The sequence below is a fragment of the Aurantimicrobium minutum genome (genome assembly GCF_002355535.1).
Lineage (GTDB): Bacteria > Actinomycetota > Actinomycetes > Actinomycetales > Microbacteriaceae > Aurantimicrobium > Aurantimicrobium minutum.
On sequence record NZ_AP017457.1, the window covers coordinates 655,668 to 677,372 of the forward strand.

At 49.8% G+C, this 21,705-nt stretch carries 20 protein-coding genes, 1 tRNA gene and 1 pseudogene; 4 read left to right on the plus strand and 18 right to left on the minus strand.

Features of this window, described 5'->3' with window-relative positions; genetic code table 11:
• Positions 1 to 20: 20 nt before the first annotated feature.
• The 4 genes from hrcA to lepA form a co-directional block, all read right to left on the minus strand.
• Positions 21 to 1,040: a heat-inducible transcriptional repressor HrcA gene (gene hrcA, locus AUMI_RS03220; protein ID WP_096381254.1), complete on the minus strand. Its 1,020-nt coding sequence runs from the start codon at positions 1,038 to 1,040 to the stop codon at positions 21 to 23.
• A gap of 66 nt (positions 1,041 to 1,106) precedes the next feature.
• Positions 1,107 to 2,333 (minus strand): radical SAM family heme chaperone HemW, encoded by a 1,227-nt coding sequence (gene hemW / locus AUMI_RS03225; protein WP_096381256.1) that lies wholly within the window; start codon positions 2,331 to 2,333, stop codon positions 1,107 to 1,109.
• 3 nt (positions 2,334 to 2,336) lie between these two features.
• Positions 2,337 to 2,999 carry a DUF1990 domain-containing protein gene (locus AUMI_RS03230; RefSeq protein WP_096381258.1) on the minus strand — a complete coding sequence of 221 codons (663 nt, stop codon included), beginning with the start codon at positions 2,997 to 2,999 and terminating at the stop codon, positions 2,337 to 2,339.
• Positions 2,996 to 4,843, minus strand: a complete 1,848-nt coding sequence (gene lepA / locus AUMI_RS03235; protein WP_096381260.1) for a translation elongation factor 4 — start codon at positions 4,841 to 4,843, stop codon at positions 2,996 to 2,998. The genes AUMI_RS03230 and lepA overlap by 4 nt, the downstream gene beginning before the upstream one ends.
• A gap of 175 nt (positions 4,844 to 5,018) precedes the next feature.
• Between lepA and rpsT the strand changes: the two genes are divergently transcribed.
• Positions 5,019 to 5,279, plus strand: a complete 261-nt coding sequence (gene rpsT, locus AUMI_RS03240) for a 30S ribosomal protein S20 (protein ID WP_096381263.1) — start codon at positions 5,019 to 5,021, stop codon at positions 5,277 to 5,279.
• Positions 5,280 to 5,323: 44 nt separating this feature from the next.
• On the opposite strand, the gene holA is transcribed toward rpsT, so the two are convergent.
• The 3 genes from holA to AUMI_RS03255 are packed head-to-tail and all read right to left on the minus strand — an operon-like array spanning position 5,324 to position 8,922.
• Positions 5,324 to 6,328, minus strand: coding sequence for a DNA polymerase III subunit delta (gene holA, locus AUMI_RS03245; RefSeq protein WP_096381265.1), 1,005 nt, complete (start codon positions 6,326 to 6,328; stop codon positions 5,324 to 5,326).
• 9 nt (positions 6,329 to 6,337) lie between these two features.
• Complete coding sequence (locus AUMI_RS03250) at positions 6,338 to 8,359, minus strand: ComEC/Rec2 family competence protein (RefSeq protein WP_096381267.1); 2,022 nt, start codon at positions 8,357 to 8,359, stop codon at positions 6,338 to 6,340.
• Positions 8,356 to 8,922 (minus strand): ComEA family DNA-binding protein, encoded by a 567-nt coding sequence (locus AUMI_RS03255; RefSeq protein WP_172418243.1) that lies wholly within the window; start codon positions 8,920 to 8,922, stop codon positions 8,356 to 8,358. The genes AUMI_RS03250 and AUMI_RS03255 overlap by 4 nt, the downstream gene beginning before the upstream one ends.
• A 240-nt stretch (positions 8,923 to 9,162) precedes the next feature.
• Here AUMI_RS03255 and AUMI_RS03260 point away from each other — a divergent pair, with 240 nt between their 5' ends.
• Complete coding sequence (locus tag AUMI_RS03260) at positions 9,163 to 10,209, plus strand: FUSC family protein (protein WP_096381271.1); 1,047 nt, start codon at positions 9,163 to 9,165, stop codon at positions 10,207 to 10,209.
• Here the strand turns inward: AUMI_RS03260 and AUMI_RS03265 are convergent, their stop codons facing one another.
• The 4 genes and pseudogenes from AUMI_RS03265 to AUMI_RS03280 all read right to left on the minus strand — a co-directional run bounded on the left by AUMI_RS03265 (position 10,210) and on the right by AUMI_RS03280 (position 14,485).
• Positions 10,210 to 11,451, minus strand: coding sequence for a glycoside hydrolase family 3 N-terminal domain-containing protein (locus AUMI_RS03265; RefSeq protein WP_148664046.1), 1,242 nt, complete (start codon positions 11,449 to 11,451; stop codon positions 10,210 to 10,212).
• A gap of 13 nt (positions 11,452 to 11,464) precedes the next feature.
• Positions 11,465 to 11,737, minus strand: coding sequence for a metal-sensitive transcriptional regulator (locus AUMI_RS03270; RefSeq protein ID WP_096381276.1), 273 nt, complete (start codon positions 11,735 to 11,737; stop codon positions 11,465 to 11,467).
• Positions 11,734 to 13,386, minus strand: coding sequence for an FAD-dependent oxidoreductase (locus AUMI_RS03275; RefSeq protein ID WP_096381279.1), 1,653 nt, complete (start codon positions 13,384 to 13,386; stop codon positions 11,734 to 11,736). Before AUMI_RS03275 ends, AUMI_RS03270 begins: the two co-directional genes overlap by 4 nt.
• 30 nt (positions 13,387 to 13,416) lie before the next feature.
• Positions 13,417 to 14,485, minus strand: a pseudogene (locus AUMI_RS03280) (LLM class flavin-dependent oxidoreductase).
• 164 nt (positions 14,486 to 14,649) lie between these two features.
• Here AUMI_RS03280 and AUMI_RS03285 point away from each other — a divergent pair.
• Positions 14,650 to 15,738 carry an ABC transporter ATP-binding protein gene (locus tag AUMI_RS03285; protein ID WP_096381281.1) on the plus strand — a complete coding sequence of 363 codons (1,089 nt, stop codon included), beginning with the start codon at positions 14,650 to 14,652 and terminating at the stop codon, positions 15,736 to 15,738.
• Between the two features lie 89 nt (positions 15,739 to 15,827).
• On the plus strand, positions 15,828 to 17,165 hold the full coding sequence (locus AUMI_RS03290; protein WP_096381283.1) for a DUF4032 domain-containing protein: 1,338 nt from the start codon (positions 15,828 to 15,830) through the stop codon (positions 17,163 to 17,165).
• On the opposite strand, the gene AUMI_RS03295 is transcribed toward AUMI_RS03290, so the two are convergent.
• From AUMI_RS03295 to AUMI_RS03325, 7 genes are all read right to left on the minus strand, one after another.
• The gene (locus AUMI_RS03295) at positions 17,162 to 17,512 is read right to left on the minus strand and encodes a zinc ribbon domain-containing protein YjdM (protein WP_096381286.1); all 351 of its coding nucleotides are present in this window, start codon (positions 17,510 to 17,512) and stop codon (positions 17,162 to 17,164) included. The two genes, AUMI_RS03290 and AUMI_RS03295, sit on opposite strands and share 4 nt — an antisense overlap.
• Positions 17,513 to 17,562: 50 nt before the next feature.
• Positions 17,563 to 17,638, minus strand: a tRNA-Ala gene (locus AUMI_RS03300).
• Positions 17,639 to 17,680: 42 nt separating this feature from the next.
• Positions 17,681 to 18,055 carry a ribosome silencing factor gene (gene rsfS / locus AUMI_RS03305; RefSeq protein WP_096381288.1) on the minus strand — a complete coding sequence of 125 codons (375 nt, stop codon included), beginning with the start codon at positions 18,053 to 18,055 and terminating at the stop codon, positions 17,681 to 17,683.
• Complete coding sequence (locus AUMI_RS03310; protein WP_096381290.1) at positions 18,056 to 19,573, minus strand: hypothetical protein; 1,518 nt, start codon at positions 19,571 to 19,573, stop codon at positions 18,056 to 18,058.
• A complete protein-coding gene (gene nadD / locus AUMI_RS03315) occupies positions 19,570 to 20,169 on the minus strand; it encodes a nicotinate-nucleotide adenylyltransferase (RefSeq protein ID WP_096381292.1) in 600 nt (199 codons plus the stop codon). The genes AUMI_RS03310 and nadD overlap by 4 nt, the downstream gene beginning before the upstream one ends.
• A gap of 10 nt (positions 20,170 to 20,179) precedes the next feature.
• Positions 20,180 to 20,374 carry a hypothetical protein gene (locus AUMI_RS03320; protein ID WP_096381295.1) on the minus strand — a complete coding sequence of 65 codons (195 nt, stop codon included), beginning with the start codon at positions 20,372 to 20,374 and terminating at the stop codon, positions 20,180 to 20,182.
• A gap of 32 nt (positions 20,375 to 20,406) precedes the next feature.
• Positions 20,407 to 21,678, minus strand: a complete 1,272-nt coding sequence (locus tag AUMI_RS03325; RefSeq protein WP_096381297.1) for a glutamate-5-semialdehyde dehydrogenase — start codon at positions 21,676 to 21,678, stop codon at positions 20,407 to 20,409.
• Positions 21,679 to 21,705 lie beyond the last annotated feature (27 nt).

Consider the following 21,705-nt stretch of genomic DNA (forward strand, 5'->3'; position numbering starts at 1 on the left):
CATCTCCTTTGAATGAGGGTTTAGCGTGCATCGAGCACACGAGTGAGATATCGGGCAACAGCACGAATTGATGCGATGTTGGAGGAATAGTCCATTCGGGTTGGTCCGACCAACCCTAGCGTGGCCTTTTCACCAGCCGAGCTGTAGCCAGTGGAAAGCAAGCTTGCTTGCTCTAAGCCTGAATTACTGTGTTCACGGCCGATACTTACTGCCACCTCGTCAGCATCCGCCTTCATTTCGGTCAATAGTTTCAATAGGACTACTTGTTCTTCAATGGCATCGAGAACTGGGTAGATACTGTCGGAGAAATCTTCGCCCGTTCGCACCAAGTTTGCTGTGCCCGCCATCACTAACTTGTTTTGCCGATTAGCTTGAATGCTGTCACTCAGAGCGGAGGCTATGTGTGTGACTGCTGGAATCAGGGCTTTCGGCACCTGGGACGTGAGCGAAGTTATTGATTCAGAAAGCTCGCTGTGAAGCTTCCCTGCTACTTGAGCATTAATTCCAGAACATAACTGGGCAAGGTCTTGTTCACTGAGCTCAACTTCGAGGTCTATCAATTTCTGTTCGACCTGGCCGTTGTCGCTAATCACAACGCACAAAGCACGACGATTACCCAGTGAAACGAGCTCGATGTGACGAATTCGGGTAGAACCCAATGTCGGGTATTGGACGATAGCGACCTGGTTAGTCAATTGAGAAAGCAACCGAACTGTTCGACCAAGGAGTTCATCAAAATCTGCTGAATCATCGAGAAATTGATCGATGGCTTGCTTTTGCGTGGGCGTGATGTGTTTGACTTCGGCAAGGTGGTCAACGAAAAGGCGATATCCCTTGTCTGTGGGAACTCGACCGCTAGATGTGTGAGGGGCAACGATGAGCTCTTCTTCTTCCAACAAAGCCATATCGTTACGTATTGTCGCTGCAGATACTCCAAATTGATGACGGTCAACAATAGCTTTTGAACCGACGGGCTCACGTGAAGAAACGTAATCCTGAACGATGACGCGAAGAACTTCAAGCCCACGTTGTGAAACCATCGAATCCTCCTTTACACCACTAGCACTCAATGCTCCTGAGTGCTAATGATATCTGATTTTCCGCTGTCAATCCTGAGAACGAAAGAGTAATTCTCGAACAACTTCATCAGCACGAAGGCGGCCAGAAAGTGTTAATACAATTCGGCCCTCTATAGCTCGCTTACCGTCAATGAGACCCCGAGCAATCAGAGTAGAAATGGCTTGAGGATCGTGTCCTTGAGTAGGAATACCTGCCGCTAATCGTGACCCCAATAACACTTGTTCCAATGTGACTGCTTGCTGGTCGGGAGTTTCATAGGACAAGGCTGGGCTGTGAGCTTCGGCAAGACGTCCGGCATAGGCAGCTGGGTGTTTGACATTCCAGAAACGTGTGCCTCCGATAGCTGAGTGCGCACCAGGTCCATAGCCCCACCAGTCTTGATTATTCCAATAGGCAAGGTTGTGTTGCGACTGTTGCTGTTGCGACTTCGCCCAGTTGCTAATTTCGTACCACTGAAATCCAGCTTTGCTCAATAGTTCGTCAGCTAGTTCATACATTTCTGCTTGTAAATCATCATCTGGAGCATCCATTGCACCGGAACTAATTTTGCGCGCCAAAGCTGTTCCGTCTTCGACGATGAGGGCATACGCAGAAATATGCCCTGTGTTCACAGAGATAGCTTGTTCTAGAGACCTCCGCCAATCTGCCAGGCTCTCTCCCGGAGCTCCGTAGATTAAATCGATACTGGCTTCTAGCCCGGCAGATTGAATAGTTGAAACCGCTTGATCGACGGCTGCTGGATTGTGTGTCCTATCAAGTGCTGAAAGTACGTGAGGAACTGCAGACTGCATTCCCACACTCACACGTGTGAAACCAGCTCTGACTAATCCATCGACATATTCTGCAGTGAGGGTATCCGGATTGGCTTCAACCGTGATTTCAGCTTCTGGTTCAATTCCATGGCTGTCACGAAGAGCTTGTAACGCATCTGCAAGGTCAGAAACAGGAAGTAACGTCGGTGTACCACCGCCGAAAAAAACTGTGTGTAACTGTCTCAGTGAGACATCTGCTCGTTGAAGAACATCTATCGACAGAGCAATTTCTTTTTTGAGTTCCTCAACATATGAGGCTCGTGAAACGCCTCTGAGCTCAGTGGCTGTGTATGTGTTGAAATCGCAATAGCCACAACGAACCCGGCAAAAGGGAATGTGCACATAGGCGCTCATCGTTTTGCCCAAGGCGCCAACACCTACAGTGCTTGGCAATGCCCCATTGAGCGGCATTGCCAGACCATCTGGCAATTGGCTAGCCATTGTTTACACCGAACGGGCAGGAAGCAAAGCCCGCACGTAATGACGACGGAGCCACCACTGTCGCGCACGAATGAGCGGAGCACTCCAGGCGTATTTTCTACCTTCAGCAATTGAGGTGACAGAGCGAACTACAGCCCACACTGAATCATCTTCGCGCCATTCCACACCAAAGTATTCCTCGCCAATGACGGGCTCAAAATCAAGAGTTCCGAGTGCATAACCCATACGACGATCTTCGCGGACGACATAAATCACGCGATAGGAGGAAGAAATCTTTGACGGGGCCCACACACCCGCGAGTTCAATCGTGGTTCCCGCAGAAAGAAACGGGGTGCCATCTGAGGAATAGAGCTGATCTAACACGTCAGAAGTTGGTGCAATCGGGGCACCAAACTCATTGAATAACAAGCCTGCATAACCTTCAGAATCTGCTTGGTCTATCTTCAAGACCTCGAGACGTGAACCCCGTGGCACACCCCACGTCATCAGCGCGGCAGAAGCAGCGTCAAAACGTTCTTGACCGCTACCGAGGCGAAACTCTGATTGCGAGGAGGAGAAGCCTTGCGGAGGGAAAACCAAAACATCCGCTGCTTGGGTTGCTCCTACGCTGCCATAACTGACAGAGCGATCGGCAGAATAATTGCTTCTACGAGCTGATTCGGTCATTTCTTTTTCACCTCATCATCACCTTGTAACGCTGCAATGAATGCTTCTTGTGGAACCTCGACACGGCCAACCATTTTCATGCGCTTTTTACCCTCTTTTTGCTTTTCGAGGAGTTTGCGCTTACGAGTAATGTCACCGCCGTAGCATTTGGCAAGGACGTCCTTGCGGATAGCAGAAATGGTTTCTCGCGCAATGATACGTGCCCCAATAGCAGCCTGAATCGGCACCTCAAACTGTTGCCGCGGAATGAGTTTCTTCAAACGCTCCGTCATCATCAGTCCATAGGCATAAGCCTTATCTTTGTGGACAATCGCGCTGAAGGCATCGACCTGTTCACCTTGCAACAGAATGTCTACTTTCACCAGATCCGAATCTTGTTCACCGGCTTCCTCGTAGTCCAACGAGGCATAACCCTGGGTTCTGCTCTTGAGGTGATCAAAGAAATCAAAGACGATTTCGCCTAGAGGGATTTCGTATTTCATTTCTACACGATCTTCACCGAAGTACTCCATGCCTAGAAGATTTCCACGACGGCTTTGACACAATTCCATGATTGTTCCGACGTAGTCCTTGGGAGTCAGAATTCCAGCGCGAACTAAGGGTTCAGATACTTTAATGATCTTTCCCGAAGGGTATTCACTGGGGTTTGTCACGGTGACAGTCTTTTTATCTTCGGTTGTGACCTCGTAGGGAACAGAAGGAGCTGTGGCAATGAGATCAAGGCCAAATTCGCGTTCGAGACGTTCGGTAATGATTTCTAGATGCAACAGACCTAAGAAACCACATCGAAAACCAAACCCGAGGGCAACAGAGGTTTCTGGTTCATAATTCAAGGAAGCATCGGAGAGTTTGAGCTTGTCGAGAGCTTCACGAAGGACGGGATAGTCCGAGCCATCAATGGGGTACAGACCTGAGAACACCATTGCTTTGGGGTCGGTATATCCCGGGAGAGGCTCCGTAGCTGGTTTGACGAAGTCTGTAACAGTGTCACCAACTTTGGACTGACGGACATCTTTCACACCAGTGATGAGATATCCCACTTCACCAACCCCCAATCCTTCTGAGGGAATAGGCTCTGGTGAACTAACACCAATCTCAATCAGCTCATGCGAAGCTTTGGTACTCATCATTTGGATACGCTGACGAGGCTTCAACATGCCGTCAATGACGCGCACGTAGGTAATAACTCCTCGATATGCGTCGTACACCGAGTCAAAAATCATTGCTCGAGCAGGTGCTTCCGCCTGGCCGACTGGAGCAGGAATCTTCTCTACCACAAGATCTAACAATTCAGGAACACCCATACCGGTTTTACCGGATACGCGAAGGACATCTTCTGGCTTGCCACCGATCAAATCGGCAAGCTCTTTGGCATATTTTTCTGGGTCTGCAGCTGGCAAATCAATCTTGTTAAGCACAGGAATGATCGTTAGGTCATTTTCCATTGCCAGATACAAGTTCGCGAGAGTCTGAGCCTCAATACCTTGGGCAGCATCAACGAGAAGAATCGCTCCTTCACACGCAGCAAGTGAGCGTGAAACCTCGTAGGTAAAGTCAACGTGACCTGGGGTGTCAATCATGTTCAGGGCATATGTTTGACCGTCAACATCCCAGGGCATGCGTACTGCCTGACTTTTGATGGTGATGCCACGTTCACGTTCAATATCCATCCGGTCCAGGTACTGAGCACGCATAGAACGGTCATCAACGATGCCAGTAATTTGAAGCATGCGATCGGCAAGAGTCGACTTACCGTGGTCAATATGAGCGATGATGCAAAAATTGCGAATCTTCGCTGGGTCGGTTGACGCAGGCTGCAATGGTTTTGAGGAACGAGGAGACATAGAACCTCTAGTCTCCCACGAACTCAGGCACAGTTTTAGCAACGACAACTATTACTGGTAGTGTTGTCTATTGGCTTACGTGTAGTCCCACCTGCACGATTCGTCGCCGTGAGCCCTCTACCTCTAGTGCGACACAATCCAAACGTACGAATAACGAGTGAAAGACACGGTAAACGTGGCAAACATTAAGTCGCAAATCAAGCGAATTGGCACCAACGAGAAGGCTCACGAGCGTAACAAGGCAGTGAAGTCTGAAGTGAAGACCGCCGTTCGTGCAACCAAGACCGCTATCAGCGCTGGCGACAAGGCAGCAGCTGAAGCAGCACTAAAGAACGCAAGCAAGAAGCTTGACAAGGCAGTGAGCAAGGGTGTTCTTCACAAGAACAACGCCGCAAACCGCAAGTCATCAATTGCTAAGCAGGTTGCTGCTCTCTAAGCATCGCAATCAAATAAGGCCCCCGCAATGGGGGCCTTATTTAGTTAACGTCTCCCGTAACGTGCAACCACATTAACCATGCGTTCAAGTGAATAGATAGGGTCGCGCGAAGCCCCCTTAACATTTGCATCTGTTTCTGCGATGACCTCTATGGCATTGCCTAACCCGGTTTCGGTCCATCCTTGAAGATCCTTGCGTGCTCGATCTATCTGCCATGGAGCCGCTCCCAGCGCTCCCGCTAGCTCTCCTGCATTTCTGCGCTCACCGAAAAGTTTGGCCATCAAACGCAGTTTTGCCGCAAACGTCGCAACAATAGGAACAGGGTCAGCGCCGGTTTGCAGGGCATGGCGAAGAATGACAAGAGATTCTCCAAGCCGACCGGCAACAGCGTTATCAACGACTTTGAATGCCGTAGCTTCAACTCGTCCACCGTAATAATCTTCGACGGTACGGTCTGTTATTTCACCTTGGGCATCGGCAATAAGTTGTTGGCAGGCATTAGCAAGTTCCGAACCTGAACCTGAAAATGCTTGGACGAGCGAACGCAGTGCACTTGGTGAGATGTTTCGACCTGCGTGTCGAAATTCTTGGGCAGCAAAGTCATATTTGTCGTTATCGCTCTTGAGCTCAGCACATACAACCTCAACGGCTCCACCAGTTCCAGCTCGGAGAGTATCGAGAAGTTTTTTACCGCGTACTCCCCCGTTATGACGAAGAACTACAGTCGTGTCTCGATCAGGAGATGCGACATAGTCAAGCATTTCAAGGAGAAATTCGTCGTTACATTTTTCAACGTCACTTACTCGAATTAATCGTGGCTCCCCGAACAAAGAAGGACTTGCGAGAGTGAGGAGTTGGCCAGGGGTGTAGGAACTTGCATCAATATCACTGACTTCCAAGGAAGCATCTACTGCACGAAGTGATTCGCGTATTCGCTGCGTAGCACGATCTGCTAGGAAGCTTTCTGCTCCAGTGACGAGAACGAGAGGTGCGGGTTCGGCAGTTGACCACGTGAACTGTGGAATGGAATTCTTTGCCTTTGCTGCCATGATGCAAGCTTAATGCTCAGTCCAGACAGAGAGCCCTGTTTGATTCGGTATGACAAGAATCATTCCATCCTCATCGGTTCGAGGGGTAATAGCGTTCAGGCTTTTGAGTTCATTCAAGATTTCTTTTCTTGGGTGACCATATTCATTGCCTTTCCCTACAGAAAACAAGCCCACTGCAGGCTGGATGCGTTGATACAAAGTCCTGCTTTGATCTGCTGATCCATGATGCGCTACTTTCACAACGTCGATGTGAGGAAGTGAAACTGTTTTCATCAGTGCCAATTGAGATTCTTTTCCTAAATCTCCTAAAAACAGGCTTCGAAATTCAGGAAAACTAACTAACAGGGTCACAGATCCTGGGTTCCCCACAGTCATTTCTGGATGCAGTCCATCTGGCCACAGGATCTGCCACTTCGCAGCACCAAGATTCCCCGACAACCCGGTGATTCCGCGAGAAAGATGTGCCCCTGAGCGTGCGAGTTCTGACAAGAGGGATTCATCTTCTATGTTTTCGGGTTGCCCCACAATTGCTTTATCGACTTTTCCGATTACGGCTTGAAGACCGCCTACATGGTCTTTGTCGAAGTGTGTGAGAACAAGGTGATCAAGTCGAGAAATTCCTAATCTCATCAGACACTGCTCAAGCGAGTCCGGTTTTCGCCCGGTATCAATGAGAGCGAAAGACCCTTCTGAGGCAAGGACAATTGCATCTCCTTGACCTACATCACATACTGCGATGCTCCACTCTGTAGGGATAGAAGAAATACTTCGAAAGTTGATGACAAACAAAATAAGTACCCAGGACAAAACGAACACAGCTAGCAGTGTTGCGAAAATCCTCCTCACGCGCGGCGACCGAGCGAGTAAGGCTAAAAGTACGCACGTACTGACAAATGCCGCTAACAGTGCACCCGCTACACCCGAAACCCATCCGAGGGACGCAAAAGGGAATTGGGAAACTGTGATCGCAGTTGAACCAATCCACTGTGCAGGCAGCCAGCCGATCCACATCGCAAGCTGACCAAGCCAAGGTGCTGGCAGGGATATCAGACACGTGAGCAGCCCAAATACGGTGGCCAATGGCGCTGCTGGACCTGCAACCATATTTGCAAGAACACCATAAGTAGGCATCTGTGGCGAAAGCAGGATGATAAAGGGCTGGCAAAGCAACTGTGCGGAAAGTGGAGCAGCAATTGCCAGCGCACACCAATAGGGCATCCATTGAGCAAGTTTGTGGGATAGCGGAAGTGAAAAAAGCAATAATCCGGCAGTGGCAGACACAGAAAGTACGAAGCCTAATTCGATCGCCCACCAAGGATTCCACATCAGCAAACCCACAACCGCACCAGAAAGGAGAGGGATGCCGGCTGCGGGGCGTCCTAAGAACAAAGCGATCATCACAATAGTTGCCATCACCGCAGCTCGAACCACGCTCGGTTGAGGAGTCACAATAATCACAAACGCAACAAGTGCCGTCATGCCAGCAATCAATCGAAGTTTGCGCCCAGCTCCACACAAGGCAGCGAACATCATGACACCGGCCGTAACAATTGCACAGTTTGCACCCGAAACAGCAGTGATGTGGGTCAAAGAAACTGTTTTCATGGCGTGATCAAGTGATTCAGATAACCGCGAAGTATCCCCAATTGCTAAACCTGGCAACAATTCACCACCTACACCCGGAAGCTCGGAGGTCAACTCAAGAAATCTCTGCCTGAGATTGACCGCCCAGTCAGGAGATGCCTGTTGTTGAGAAGCGACTGTTTCCCAGGGCAGTGACTCTTTATGTGTTGGAAGACGAATCAGGTAAATCAAGAAAAAGGCCGCGGTAATCCATCCGCTCAGGAACAGCAACGAGTGCAGCCGTGGTCCAAAAATCACAGCACTAAAACCAACACAACAGCCGATCATTCCCCACAAGAAACTGTTGCCGAATACTTGACCAAGAAGTAACGCCGCGGCGAGCAGAATCCAGCTCGCCAGAACAGGTATAGCCAGACGAAGATCTATGGTTCGTGACGTGAAACTCACAAGCTGACAAGCTCGCGCAGAGTCTCAAATAATTTGTCTCCAATACCGGGGACGTCATTGATCTGATTTATGTCAACAAAACTTCCATTGGCCTCGCGCCACTCAAGGATTCGTTGAGCCAAAGTGGGACCGATACCCGGTAGTCCATCAAGTTCTTCAGCTGTTGCGTTATTAAGAGAGAGCAAAGCTCCGCCAGCATGTACTTGACCTTTTTCGGCACTACAGGCGGTGTCAACACTTATTACTATCTGCTCCCCATCAGATACCTGACGTGCAAGATTTATACCACAATCACTGGCACCAGGAGCTATTCCTCCAGCGGCCATGACTGCATCGATAACTCGTGAGCCTGGGGAAATTTGGTAAATTCCTGGGTGATTTACTCCACCGACTACATGGACCAGTACCCCAATGTCCTGCGCGGAGATTGTGGGTAAACCTTGTGTAGTTGATTTGAGCTCTACTGGTACTGAGTTACTGCTGGTAACTGAGCCCATAAATGACCAGCCCACGGCAACAAGAACGACCGCTAACCCTGCAATAAAAACAGCTGCTGTAGTCATCCTCCGTCTGAACATGGTGGGCTGTTGGAGCGAGATTTGGTCATTTCTCTCTAATCCGAATGTTTTCTTAAACAGCGTTTTCAGAATTTTCATCCACACAACATAAATACATTTGCCTAGTAAGAGAGATCGCTTTTCGCTCACTGTGGATGAATTGCCAGAAACCTGAGTGTGCATGTCTAGCAGTGTGTCTACGCGTGGCACTGAAGCCGACAGCGGCTTAACCCATACGGTGAGAGAGTGAGTATTGTCTCCAACGTCCAAACGAAGAAACGCATACCGTTTTTACAACTTGCCAAAACGATTATTGCCACTCTTCTGGCGTGGTTTTTCGCGTTACTCGTTTATCCCGATGAGCAACCTATCTTTGCTGCAATTGCGGCCATCATCGTTGTGCAACCAAGCATCAATCAATCTTTGGGTAAAGCCATTGAACGAAGCACCGGGGTAGTACTCGGCGTCGCAGTTGCTTTAGGCGCAAGCCTGATTTTTGGATCTCACAGTTGGCTTGTTCTTGTCGCGGTTATTGCCGCGTTCATTGCTGGATGGTTATTCAAATTCACTCCGGGAACATCGAATCAAATTGCTATTAGCGCCATGCTTGTCATCGCTATCGGTTCTGCAACACCGGAATATGCGCTCGGCCGGATTGTTGAAACCATCATCGGTGCAACAATCGCGTTCATTGTGAATGCGGTTATTGTTCCCCCAGTTGCCCTAGAACCATCTCAAAAAGCAGTTTCTGAACTTGGTGCAAATATTGCAGAGGTCCTCGAAGATATTGGAAGTGTTCTGCGACGTTCAACAAGCTACGAAGTGCTCTCCAACATCAACACACGCGCACGTGAACTTCGGAATCAACTCAACGTTGCTCAGGCAACAATTCAAACTGCTCAAGAAAGCCTTCGATTTAATGTCATCAAAGGAAAACACGAGAAAGAACTTGATGCAGAACAGCAATTACTCTCTCAATTAGCCGTACTCGTCACCCGAACTATTGGTGTTGCTCGCGCAGTTCGCGACAACTATGACGAATCAGTCATTGCTGAACCTGGTATTGCCCAGATTGCTGAAGAGTTTATGCGTTCAGCTCATGATCTGCGCATGTTGGTTCGTGATGCTGGTCTTCCGGCACACAACCAATCACACCCAGCAACCAATGAACTACCCGCCTTAACCGAACCGATTAGACTCACTCCGCCTTCAGGAGCTAACTGGATATTGATTGGTTTCCTGATGGAAAACCTTCGGCGTATTCGCGACGAAATTATCGGTGTTTCGGACTAATTAATAGGTCACCCAGATGAGACATCGCTCATCACACGGTGGTATCCACGTCTTCGCTTCAGGATAAAGCTCTCTGCGGAGAGAAAGTACACGAGCTACAGATTCATCAAGCTGTTCTGCTGATACTGTTCCCGCATTCACAGCATTCGTTACAGCAGAAACAATTGTTCCAACATCAAAATTCACACTCGGGACATACAACAAGAGATCGTTTCCAGCCCGCAGCGCTTCAACTGCATTGGCAGCAGGGTCTGAATATTCTGGAATGCCCGAGCTTTCCAGCATGGTCATATCGTCGGTGATGATGACACCGTCGAACCCCATATCCTCCCGCAAAATCTGATGCCATCGTTGTGAAAGCGATGACGGAACTGAATCGATTGCTGGGAAAGATAAATGCCCAAACATCACTAGAGGGTTCCCTGCAGCAATCCCCATGGCAAAAGGAATTCCGTCGCTCTGTTTCCAAGACTCATAGTCAAGCGGTGATGATGGAATGCCAATGTGAGAGTCTCCTGGCGCACTCCCATGACCGGGAAAATGTTTGAGAGTACTGAGTACATAAGGATTCTCGGCAGTCACTGCAGCTTGTACACGATCACCGGCGCTCAGGCCGTCAGAGCCAAATGATCTTCCATATATGAAAGATGAACTGTCTCCAGAAACATCAGCAACAACGCCAAAGTTGAGATTGATACCAACCGACTTCAACAGTTGAGCTCGTGAGGTGAAAGCTTGAGCTGTTGCCTCAAGGGGTTCATTGCGAAGCACATCAGCGCCCGCATAAGTGTCATAGGGAAGTCGCGTTACTTCCCCTCCTTCTTCATCAATGCCGATGAGACGTGGAATTTCTGGATTACCTTGTATCGCTGCTGTGATGCCGGAAAGCTCTTCAGGGGTCGCAGGAATATTGCTTCCCATGAGGATGAATCCACCCAATTGTTGAGACTCAACAAATCCCTGAAGCGAGGTTACGTCAATACCGGGTTGGTTGATGATGAGTAGTGATCTGATTTTCTGCTCAAGAGACATCTCAGACATGGTCTCGTGAACATAAAACTCAACAGGGTCTTCACCCCACACAGTGGGCTGCGCTACAGGGGTAACTCGATAAAACGTAACCGGGTCAGCTTCGACAGCTTTTGGCTGAGGCCACGTCACAAAGATCCACACAATGAAGACAGACGCAACAAACACTCCAAGTATCGTCCACCGACGGCGTACTTGTTTGAGTGTTCCCACCCTGCGAGTTTAGCTAGGAGAGGGAGAGAAAAAGCTTTTCTAATTCAGCAACCGTAGGAGCATCTTTATCTGATTTATCTCCATTGGCTATGCAATCCTGCATTGCCTTGGCAATGATGGCAAAGCCTGCTTTATCAATCGCTCCGGAAACAGCAGAAAGTTGGGTGACAACCGCACGGCAGTCACCTCCTGCCTCGATTGCTGTAATAACAGCGGCGAGCTGACCTTGTGCTCTTTTGAGACGATTAACGATGGCACGCTGTTCTGCGGCAGTCACATCAGTCATTTTTGATCTCCAATCGAAGCTAAACCAGCTTTATAGGTGAGATATCCACCATTGAGGTTGAAAACCTCAATGCCTTCTTGAGCTAGAACACGTGCAGCGGTATGACCGCGCTGACCAACTTGGCAGTACACAACTACCCTGTGGCCTTTGAGCTCTTGAATGTGATCTCGTAGGACATCCAGGGGGTAGTTCACGGAACCAGCAATGTGTCCGTATTTGTGTTCACCCTCAGTGCGAACGTCAACAATGGTGAAACCTTGTTGTGAAAGTGATTCAATTTCATGCCATTCAACAACCTGCGTGAGTCCCTGTGCGATATTTCTGTTCACATACCCCAACATGTTGATGGGATCCTTGGCAGAACCATGTTGAGGGTCATAGGCCAATTCCAGTTGTGCCAGTTGAGAGGCTGTAATGCCGGCAAACATGGCTGTAGAAATGACGTCAATTCGCTTGTCAACGCCATTGCCACCAACTGCTTGTGCGCCAAGAATGAGATCAGTGTCAGGATCCACCATGAGCTTGAACCTCATTGTTTGAGCGCCCGGGTAATAAGCGGCATGGTCTGCCGGGTGCGTGTGAATAACGCGAACTTTACGCCCTGATGCTCGCAAAGCTTTCTCGCTCCAACCAACTGTGGCTGCAACCAAGCCATCAAAACTGACGATTGATGTACCCAAACTCGGTGTTGCAGAAATAGTGTCAGCACCAGCAATGGCATTGGCAACGGAGTGCCCATGCCTGTTGGCCAGACCAGCTAGGGTTGCAAGTCTTTCATCGCCACTGATGGCATCAATCTTTTCTGCAGCATCTCCAACAGCAAAAATGTGTGGGTCACTGGTGCGCTGCAGGTCATCAACCCAGATTCCGCCGTTGGCGCCAATTCGAAGACCCGCCTCCACCGCAAGTGTGATTTCAGGCTTAACTCCCATGGCAGAAAAAATCACATCTGCTGGGACAACTTCGCCTCCGACCAGTGTCACCGACGTGCGCTGGAATGATTCAACAGCTGAGCCCAAACGTAAATCAACACCTGCAACACGCACACGTTGAGCTATTGCAATCGCGAGTTCTGGATCGAGATAACTCAGAAGTTGCTTTCCCCGGTGTATCAGTGTCACGCTCATTCCGCGCTTGAGAAGATTTTCAGCAAGCTCTAAACCGATGAAACCTCCGCCGACAATAACTGCCGACTTGGGATTGGGATATAACCAGGCGATTGCTTTATCCATGTCCTCCACCGTGCGCATTGCAAGAATCCATTTTGAATCAGCACCTTCGGGCATCACAGCTGCTGCGCCAGGAGAGAGAACGAGAAAGTCATATTTCTCGACGTAAGTTACCTTCCACACCCGATCAAAGATTGTGACTGTTTTTGCTTCACGGTCAATAGAGAGCACTTCGTGACGTACCCGAACGTCTAAATTGAATCGGGCACCTAAGCTGACTGGATTTTGCAGAATCAGTAAAGAACGTTTTTCTATGGTGTCACTGAGATGGTAGGGCAAGCCACAGTTCGCATAGGAAACAAAGCCGCTTCGTTCCAGGACAACAATATTGGCTTTCTCATCAAGGCGGCGAAGACGTGTCGCCGCGGACATACCCCCGGCTACACCACCGATGACTACGATTTTGCGAGGCCGAGACATATCTTCAGTTTATACCCCCCTGGGGTATGTTTACTCCGTGTTACTTTCCATTTCTGAAAGCAGTTCCCTCACACGTGGAACAACCACTTCACCATAAAGGCGAATGCTTTCCATCAAATGCTCATGTGGCAGTGTGCCCAAACTGTATTTGAGGTCAAAGCGAGAGATTCCCAAACCATGAATACTCCGAGCAAGTTTGATAGCGACAGTTTCTGGTGACCCGGCGAAAAGAGCGCCTTCAGGACCGGCCTCATGTTCGAACTGTGCCCGCGAAAGCGGAGGCCACCCTCGTGTACGACCAATGCGCTCATGCATGGTTGCGTAGTGAGGGAACATGAGATTCTTAGCTTCTTCGTCAGTTGCGGCAATAAAGCCAGGTGAATGCTGTCCAATCGGCAGAGATGGCAATTTCAGTTGTGCCAATGCTTGGTGATAGAGATCAACATACGGTCTAAACCGCAGCGGGTCTCCCCCAATGATGGCAAGCATCAATGGAAGACCATATTGGGCCGCACGAACAACAGACTGGGGGCTGCCCCCGACTCCAATCCAGGTCTTGAGTTTGCCCGAAGCAGTCGGTGGAAAAACTTCTTGCTCGACTAAAGCAGGTCGTATTGTGCCTTCCCAAGAAACTGGGCCGCCATTGACCAAATGAGCAAACAGATCGAGCTTCTCTTCAAAGAGCTTTTCGTAATCCTGAAGGTTGTATCCAAATATCGGGAAAGACTCAGTAAACGAACCGCGGCCAACGATGACTTCGGCTCGGCCATGAGAAACAGCATCCAGAGTAGAAAACTTTTGAAAAACACGAATGGGGTCGTCTGAACTCAACACAGTAACTGCTGAACCCAAGTGAATATTTTTAGTTTGAGTAGCAATCGCCCCGAGAAGAACCTCCGGTGAAGAAACCGCGAAGTCAGATCTGTGATGCTCCCCTATCCCAAAAAAAATTCAAACCAATTTGATCTGCAAGTACTGCCTCGGCCGCAACATTTCGAAGAACTTGGTCATAAGGTACGGGATTACCCTCTAAATCGACGGTGACATCACCAAAAGTGTCCAAACCAAATTCCACGTTTTGTGTCACGATGATCCTCATTCTCAAAAGTATTTGCTACAAGTAACAAGTCAGACAGGCTTTGTTCTATTCCCCAACCTGTATCTATGCCAGACTAGACAACGTGATATCCAAAGACGGGTATCACTTTCCATTCACGACGGATCGTCCGGCACGTACCTGCCGGTGAAGGAGCAGTATTCATCATGGCTACAGTTACATTTGATAACGCCACTCGCCTCTACCCAGGGACAAACAAGCCCGCAGTAGACAACATCAATCTTGAGGTTGCTGACGGCGAATTCCTCGTTCTCGTTGGCCCTTCCGGCTGCGGAAAGTCAACGACTTTGCGTATGCTCGCAGGACTTGAAGAGGTAAACAGCGGTCGCATTCTCATCGGTGATCGTGACGTTACGGATATGCCTCCTAAAGACCGCGACATCGCTATGGTCTTCCAGAACTATGCTCTTTACCCCCACATGACAGTGGCAGAAAATATGGGTTTCGCACTCAAGATTGCTGGCGTGGGTAAGGAAGAACGCGCAGAACGCGTGCTCGAAGCAGCAAAACTTCTCGACCTCGAACAGTACCTCGACCGTAAGCCCAAGGCGCTCTCAGGTGGTCAGCGTCAGCGTGTAGCCATGGGACGTGCAATCGTTCGTAAGCCGCAGGTATTCCTCATGGACGAGCCTCTGTCCAACTTGGACGCGAAACTGCGTGTACAGACTCGTACACAGATCTCCTCCTTGCAGCGCCGCCTAGGCGTCACAACTGTGTACGTTACCCACGACCAGATTGAAGCGCTCACCATGGGTGACCGCATTGCTGTTCTCAAGGACGGTGTGCTTCAGCAGGTTGGAACTCCTCGTGACCTTTACGAACGCCCTGCAAACAAGTTCGTCGCAGGCTTCATTGGTTCTCCTGCGATGAACCTTCTCCCTTCAACTATCGTCAGCGGTGGACTGGAGTTCGGAAACGCTACTGCAAAGGTCGACGCAGAAGTAACCAAGAAGGCTACCGGTCCTGTCACCATCGGCATTCGCCCCGAAGACCTCATCGTTACCAAAGACAAAGGCCTCAAGGTCAGTGTCGACGTTGTTGAAGAACTCGGTGCAGATGGGTACCTTTACGGCCGTTCAACAATCAATGGTGAAGAGCTCATGGTTACCGTCCGTGTAGACGGTCGTAACCACCCTCTCCGCGGTGACGAAATCTTCGTTATGCCCGAAGAGAAGCACATTCACGTATTTGACGCTGCTTCTGGTGAGCGTCTCTCAGGAGCTGTAAAGCTATAGATCACACCACAATGTGATTCATTGTTGCCCGCGATCCGGATGCGATCGCGGGCAACAGTATTTCACCTGAGTATCAACAAGGACATTCAATGAGTGGGTCACTCAACATCACTGCGTCATCGGTAGAGCCCGGATTGCTCACCTTGCCGTGGAATATTCCTTTGGAGATGTGGCCAGATGACACGATCACAGCTCTTCCCAAAGGTATTTCACGGCATATCGTGCGCTTTGCTCAACTTGACGGCTACGTCATCGCGATCAAAGAAACCACGGACGAAATGGCGCAAAGCGAATACGAGATGCTCCGGAATCTTCAGAAAATTGATGTTCCCTGCGTTGAACCGGTTGCTGTTGTTCAAGGACGCAAAGATGAGCAAGGCAATCCGCTTGCTGCCGCATTAGTCACCAGGCACCTCAAATTCTCAATGCCGTTTAGGGCTTTGTATTCAACTACTTTGCGACCAGAAACGACCCAACGTCTCGTTGACTCTCTTGCCCTTCTCCTCGTTCGACTCCACAACGTTGGGTTTTTCTGGGGAGATGTTTCTTTGTCAAACACCCTTTTTAGGCGCGATGCGGGATCGTTTGCTGCCTATCTAGTCGACGCTGAAACAGGCCGACTTTATGACAACCTCACCCCGGGGCAGCGAGAACATGATCTCGAGATTGCTCGTGTAAATATTGCTGGTGAGTTGATGGACATTCAGGCAGGTGGGAAACTCGATGCTTCAATCGATCCAGTTGCGACGAGCGAATCCATCATGGCCTCTTATGACACTTTGTGGCATGAGCTCAACGATCCTGAGTTATTGAAACAAAGCGAACTGTGGCGAATCAACAAAAGAGTTCAGAGACTCAATGAGCTCGGGTTCGATATTGAAGAGCTTTCTATCAAGACAGATGAAGACGGTACACACGTCAAAATTCAACCCAAGGTTGTTGACTCAGGTCACCATGCCAGGCGCCTTCTCCGTTTGACGGGACTAGACACTGAGGAAAACCAAGCTCGTAGGTTGCTCAACGATCTAGACGCGTACGCTGCAACAGTAAGCTTGCTCAATCTTGATGAAGAAGTAGTGGCACATTTATGGCTTACCCGTGTTTTCGAACCCGTCATTAGGGCGGTGCCAGAAAATCTCGACAGCAAACTAGAGCCAGCTGAAGTGTTCCACCAGGTCCTCGAACATCGTTGGTTTATGTCCCAAAAACAAGGACGAGATGTCCCACTTAACGAAGCTGTCCGCGACTACATCGACAATGTGTTGCAGTATCGCCGTGATGAGGAAGTGGTCATCAATCCTCCAACTGGAGCATTCACTGCATCAATTGGCATCCACACCGACAGCATCGGTTTTGGTGCTGAGGATGGCCCTCCCCCTCCACGAGGAGCAGATGAGCCAGAAGTGGACTGGAGAGACTTGGTTTAGAGGACTTTCTTCACTACGGAGGATTTGAGCTGCATCTGACCAAAGCCGTCAACCTTGCAGTCAATGTCGTGACCGTTAGCAGCATCAGGAACTAACCGAATATTGCGTACCTTCGTTCCTACTTTGATGTCCTGGGGAAAGCCCTTAACCTTCAAACCCTTAATCACAGTGACGGTATCGCCATCAGCGAGAATATTTCCGACAGCGTCTTTGATAATTGACGAATCTAGAATTTGATCCTCGTCAGGGTTCCATTCGTGTGCACACTCAGGGCACACCAACAAGGCGCCCATTTCATAGGTGTATTCAGATGAACATGCAGGGCATGCAGGCAAAGCGTCAGCCATGATTCTCCATAAGTATTAGATTAAAAAATCCCCGCCTGAGGCGGGGATTCTGGTGGATCTGAGGGGACTCGAACCCCTGACCCCCTGCATGCCATGCAGGTGCGCTACCAGCTGCGCCACAGACCCTTGTTCTCTGAGCTAAAGCTCAGTGACAACTTGTTTAGATTACTACACCTCAGAGGGGCGTGCTAATTCGAGCGGAATAGTGGGGCAGTCTTTCCATAAACGCTCGAGCCCGTAGTACATGCGCTCTTCCTCGTGGAATACGTGAACTACAAGATCCCCGAAGTCCAAGAGAATCCATCGTCCTTCTGCGCGGCCTTCGCGTCGGATTGTTTTGACGCCGGCCTCAATCATTTTGTCTTCAATCTCATTAGAAATTGCGATGACATTACGCTCGTTACGTCCAGTAACGAGCAAGAAAATATCAACTAATGGCAAAGGTTCGGAGATATCCAGTGCAACAAGATCTTCTCCGCCCTTGTCATCTGCAGCAGAAGCAGCAATAGCGAGCAGGCGAAGAGCGTTTTCAGTAGCAGCCAATTAGAACAGTCCTAAGAAATAACCGGCAACGAATAAAGCCACCACTCCCACAGCCAAACCGGCAGCTGTTACAGAGAGGATGAAAGGTAGTCGTTCGTTCATACCACGAGGCGTTGTGACGACTGTGTTGGAGATGTTGTAGGCGCTGACAGCAGAAGCTGCACTGACGGGAGCCATTCCCTGTGTCGGTGCGGGCTGATCCTCTTCGGCAATGATGTCGACCTCAGAGGTGTCAATTGCTTCAAGTGCACCAGTTTGAGAGACAGAGGAGGGAATCAAAATTGAACCCGTGATGACTATTTCTCCGGTAGGAACAATCGGTGCAATGCTTCCGGTTGTTTCGGGAAGATTAGGCAAGATGAGAGTGTTGGGAATGATGGAGATAGAGCCAGTTGTTGCGGGCACGGCGCTGGCAAGATTGCCATTGTCGACACTTACTTCACCGGCTTCAACAACAGCTTCAGCTGCAGCAACAGCTTCTGCGATGGCAATAGCAGCAGTAGCCTCCGAAATAGTTTGGGGCTCCAACTCAAATTCAAGGTCATCATCGGCATCATCAGACTCATCCTCGAGTTCTTCGACTGGAAGATTCTCGTGTGTTGATGCTGGCTCGGAAGTTTCAGCAATAGTTAATGTAGCTGCGACAGTAGCTGCAGCAGCGACCTCTGCCTGCAGCTGCTCTTCACGTTTCTTTTCTTCAGCTCGCGCTTGTTCTGCACGGCGCTCAGCTTCAGCAGACTCTGCTGCACGACGTTCCGTTTCAGCGATCTCTGCTGCGACACGCTCTGCCTCGAGACGCTCAGATTCTGCTCGCTCGGCAGCTAGTTGTGCTTCAGTAGCTCGTGCCTCTTCCTGCTCAGTAGCAATAACTGCCGCCGCGGCAGCAGCTGAAACTGCGGCTTCTTGGGCTTCACGTTGTGACGCTTCCTTAGCAGCGAGCTTTTCTGCCTTGACGGCTGCGGATTGAGCTTTCTTTTCTTTGCGAGCTAGTTTGCGAAGTTCACTCTTTGTGGGGCCTGTTGACACATTGTCGGTGTTTGTGGTGAGCAGAGAATCAAAGCCGGTAACAACTTCACCAGTGTGTTCAGAAACAGTTGCCAGAGTTTCTTCAACTGCAGTGAGGGAACCTGAATCGAGAGCTGGGGAAACGACAAGAGGTTCAATGGGCCCAGTTTCTGCAGCTGTGACAGGAACTGAGATGGGAGGAACCGTGGTTTGAGGCTCGATAGCGACTTGTTCGACGGGAGGAACAGCAAGTTCAGGCCTACTGGGAATGGGTTGTGCGGCAGAAGGTGCTAGAACTACTTCCTCGGCGCGTGATATCTCTGCTTCTACCTGTGCTTGGGCCTTGGCGGCAGCTGCTTCTTCGGGGGTTATGACAGGCATTTGGCCAGTTGCAGCGATGTATTCGACAACAGCAGTGTCCGGATCAATCCCGCGTGCTTCTAGTTCACGTCGGGCTTTACGAGAGAGGTCGCCGAATTCGTTGAGGACGATCTCGGGGGTGTCACCACTCACGTTGTTCTCCGATACAAATTCTTCTTCTCGATGTATTCAGCTACTCCTGCTGGAACAAGTCCCTCGAGAGAGTGACCTGCCATGATTCGTTCTCGGCATAGCGTGGACGAGATGGGTAAAGCTGACATTTCTAGCAAGTTTACGCTGGGTGAAAGCTTTGTGGGGACTTCTACAGGTGTTCCGTGCCGTGACACGACAACTATTGTGGCCAACTGGGCTAATTGTTCGTAATTTTTCCAGGAAGTAATTCCAGAAAAGGCATCATCCCCGAGGATAAAAAAGAGTTCTGCGCCGGGGTATAACCTTGCAAGATCCGTGAGGGTATCTATCGTGTAAGTGGGGCCTTCACGTTCAATATCGACGCTACTGACGGACATGCGGTCTTGCCCGAGTAGAGCTATTTCAACCATCTCAAAACGTTCCGCCGCTGGTGTCTGGACAGTTTTTTGCCAGGGATCTCCTGCTGGTACAAACAGGACATAATCGAGCTGTAGTCGCTCTAAAACGGCCTGAGCTACAGCTAAATGGCCGTTTTGGGGCGGGTCAAAAGTGCCGCCAAATACGCCGATTCGTGTGGTGTGACCGAGGACGGTCATGAAAACTTCTTTAGTGGTGGGCGCCGTGATCGGATGCCTCAGACCACTTTTGACGGTGACGCGCTGCCACGTTCTTGTAGCTGTAGGTAACTAAGCCAAGGAAAGTGAAGAAACCAGCAGCGATGATTCCAAAAGCGATTGCTGGAAGTACGAGCGGAAAGGTTTCGTGACCTTCGGTGTTGGCAAGAATCTCTACTGCATTCATCGTTTCTCCGTATTAGTGGTGATAAATAAAGTCTAGTGGCGAATTTGCCCGGAACCGCGGACAATCCATTTTGTTGAAGTAAGTTCTGGAAGACCCATAGGGCCACGGGCGTGAAGCTTCTGAGTCGAAATACCCACCTCCGCGCCGAAGCCAAATTCTCCGCCGTCTGTGAACCGTGTTGAAGCGTTCACCATTACTACAGCAGCATCCACCTCGGCTAAAAACCGTTCTGCCTGCGCAATATTGTTCGTGAGGATGGACTCAGTGTGTTTGGTTGAGTATTTTCTGATGTGCTCGAGCGCCTCGCTCAAGCCAGCGACGACTTTAACTGACATCTCGAGGGACATGTGTTCAGTCGCAAAGTCTTCATCAGTGGCAGATCCCAAGCTAGAACAGAGAGTCTGTGCTGACGTATCGCCCTTGAGCGTTACACCAGCAGCTTCAAGCCGAGAAACAATGCGTGGAAGCAATTCTGAAGCAATTTTTTCATCGATGAGAAGTGTTTCCAAAGAATTGCACACACTCGGACGTTGAACTTTGGCGTTATGTACGATCTCCACTGCCTGATCGAAATCTGCTGATTCTTCGACATAAATATGCACAACACCAGCGCCAGTTTCAATAACAGGGACTTTGGATTCTTGAACCACTGCATTGATGAGGTTGGCACTTCCACGAGGAATAAGAACATCCACAAAGCCGCGTGCAGCCATGAGTTGCCTAGCACCCTCACGACCGAACTCATCAATTGTTTGAACTGATGCTTGTGGAAGCCCAACGGACTTCAGGGCTGATTGCATGAGCGCGACAGTTACCGTATTGGTTCCTTCTGCCGCATTGCCACCACGTAACACCGCTGCGTTACCACTTTTAAGGCATAACGCGGCAATGTCGACTGTGACATTGGGTCGCGCTTCATAGATTGCACCGATGACACCAAAGGGCACCCTCACCTGCGAAAGATGAATACCGTTAGGCATGTCATTTCCACGAACAACTACCCCGACTGGATCGGGAAGTGAAATAACGTCACGGACAGCTTGAGCTAGGGAAGAAAGCCGCTCTGGGGTGAAACGAAGTCGATCGAGCATGCCAGAGGACATGCCACTTGCCCCCGCCTTATCCATGTCCAAAGCATTTGCCTCGAGGATAAGGCTATGGTTTGCATCGATGGCGTCTGCAATTGCCTCAAGTGCCTTGTTTTTCTGAGCGGTGCTCAATGATCCTAAGACGCGAGACGCTTCTTGAGCAGACTCAAGCTTGATGAGGAGTTCAGGACTGAGTTGCGTATTCAAAGCGGACATATCCCCATGTTATCGAGCTCAGAGATG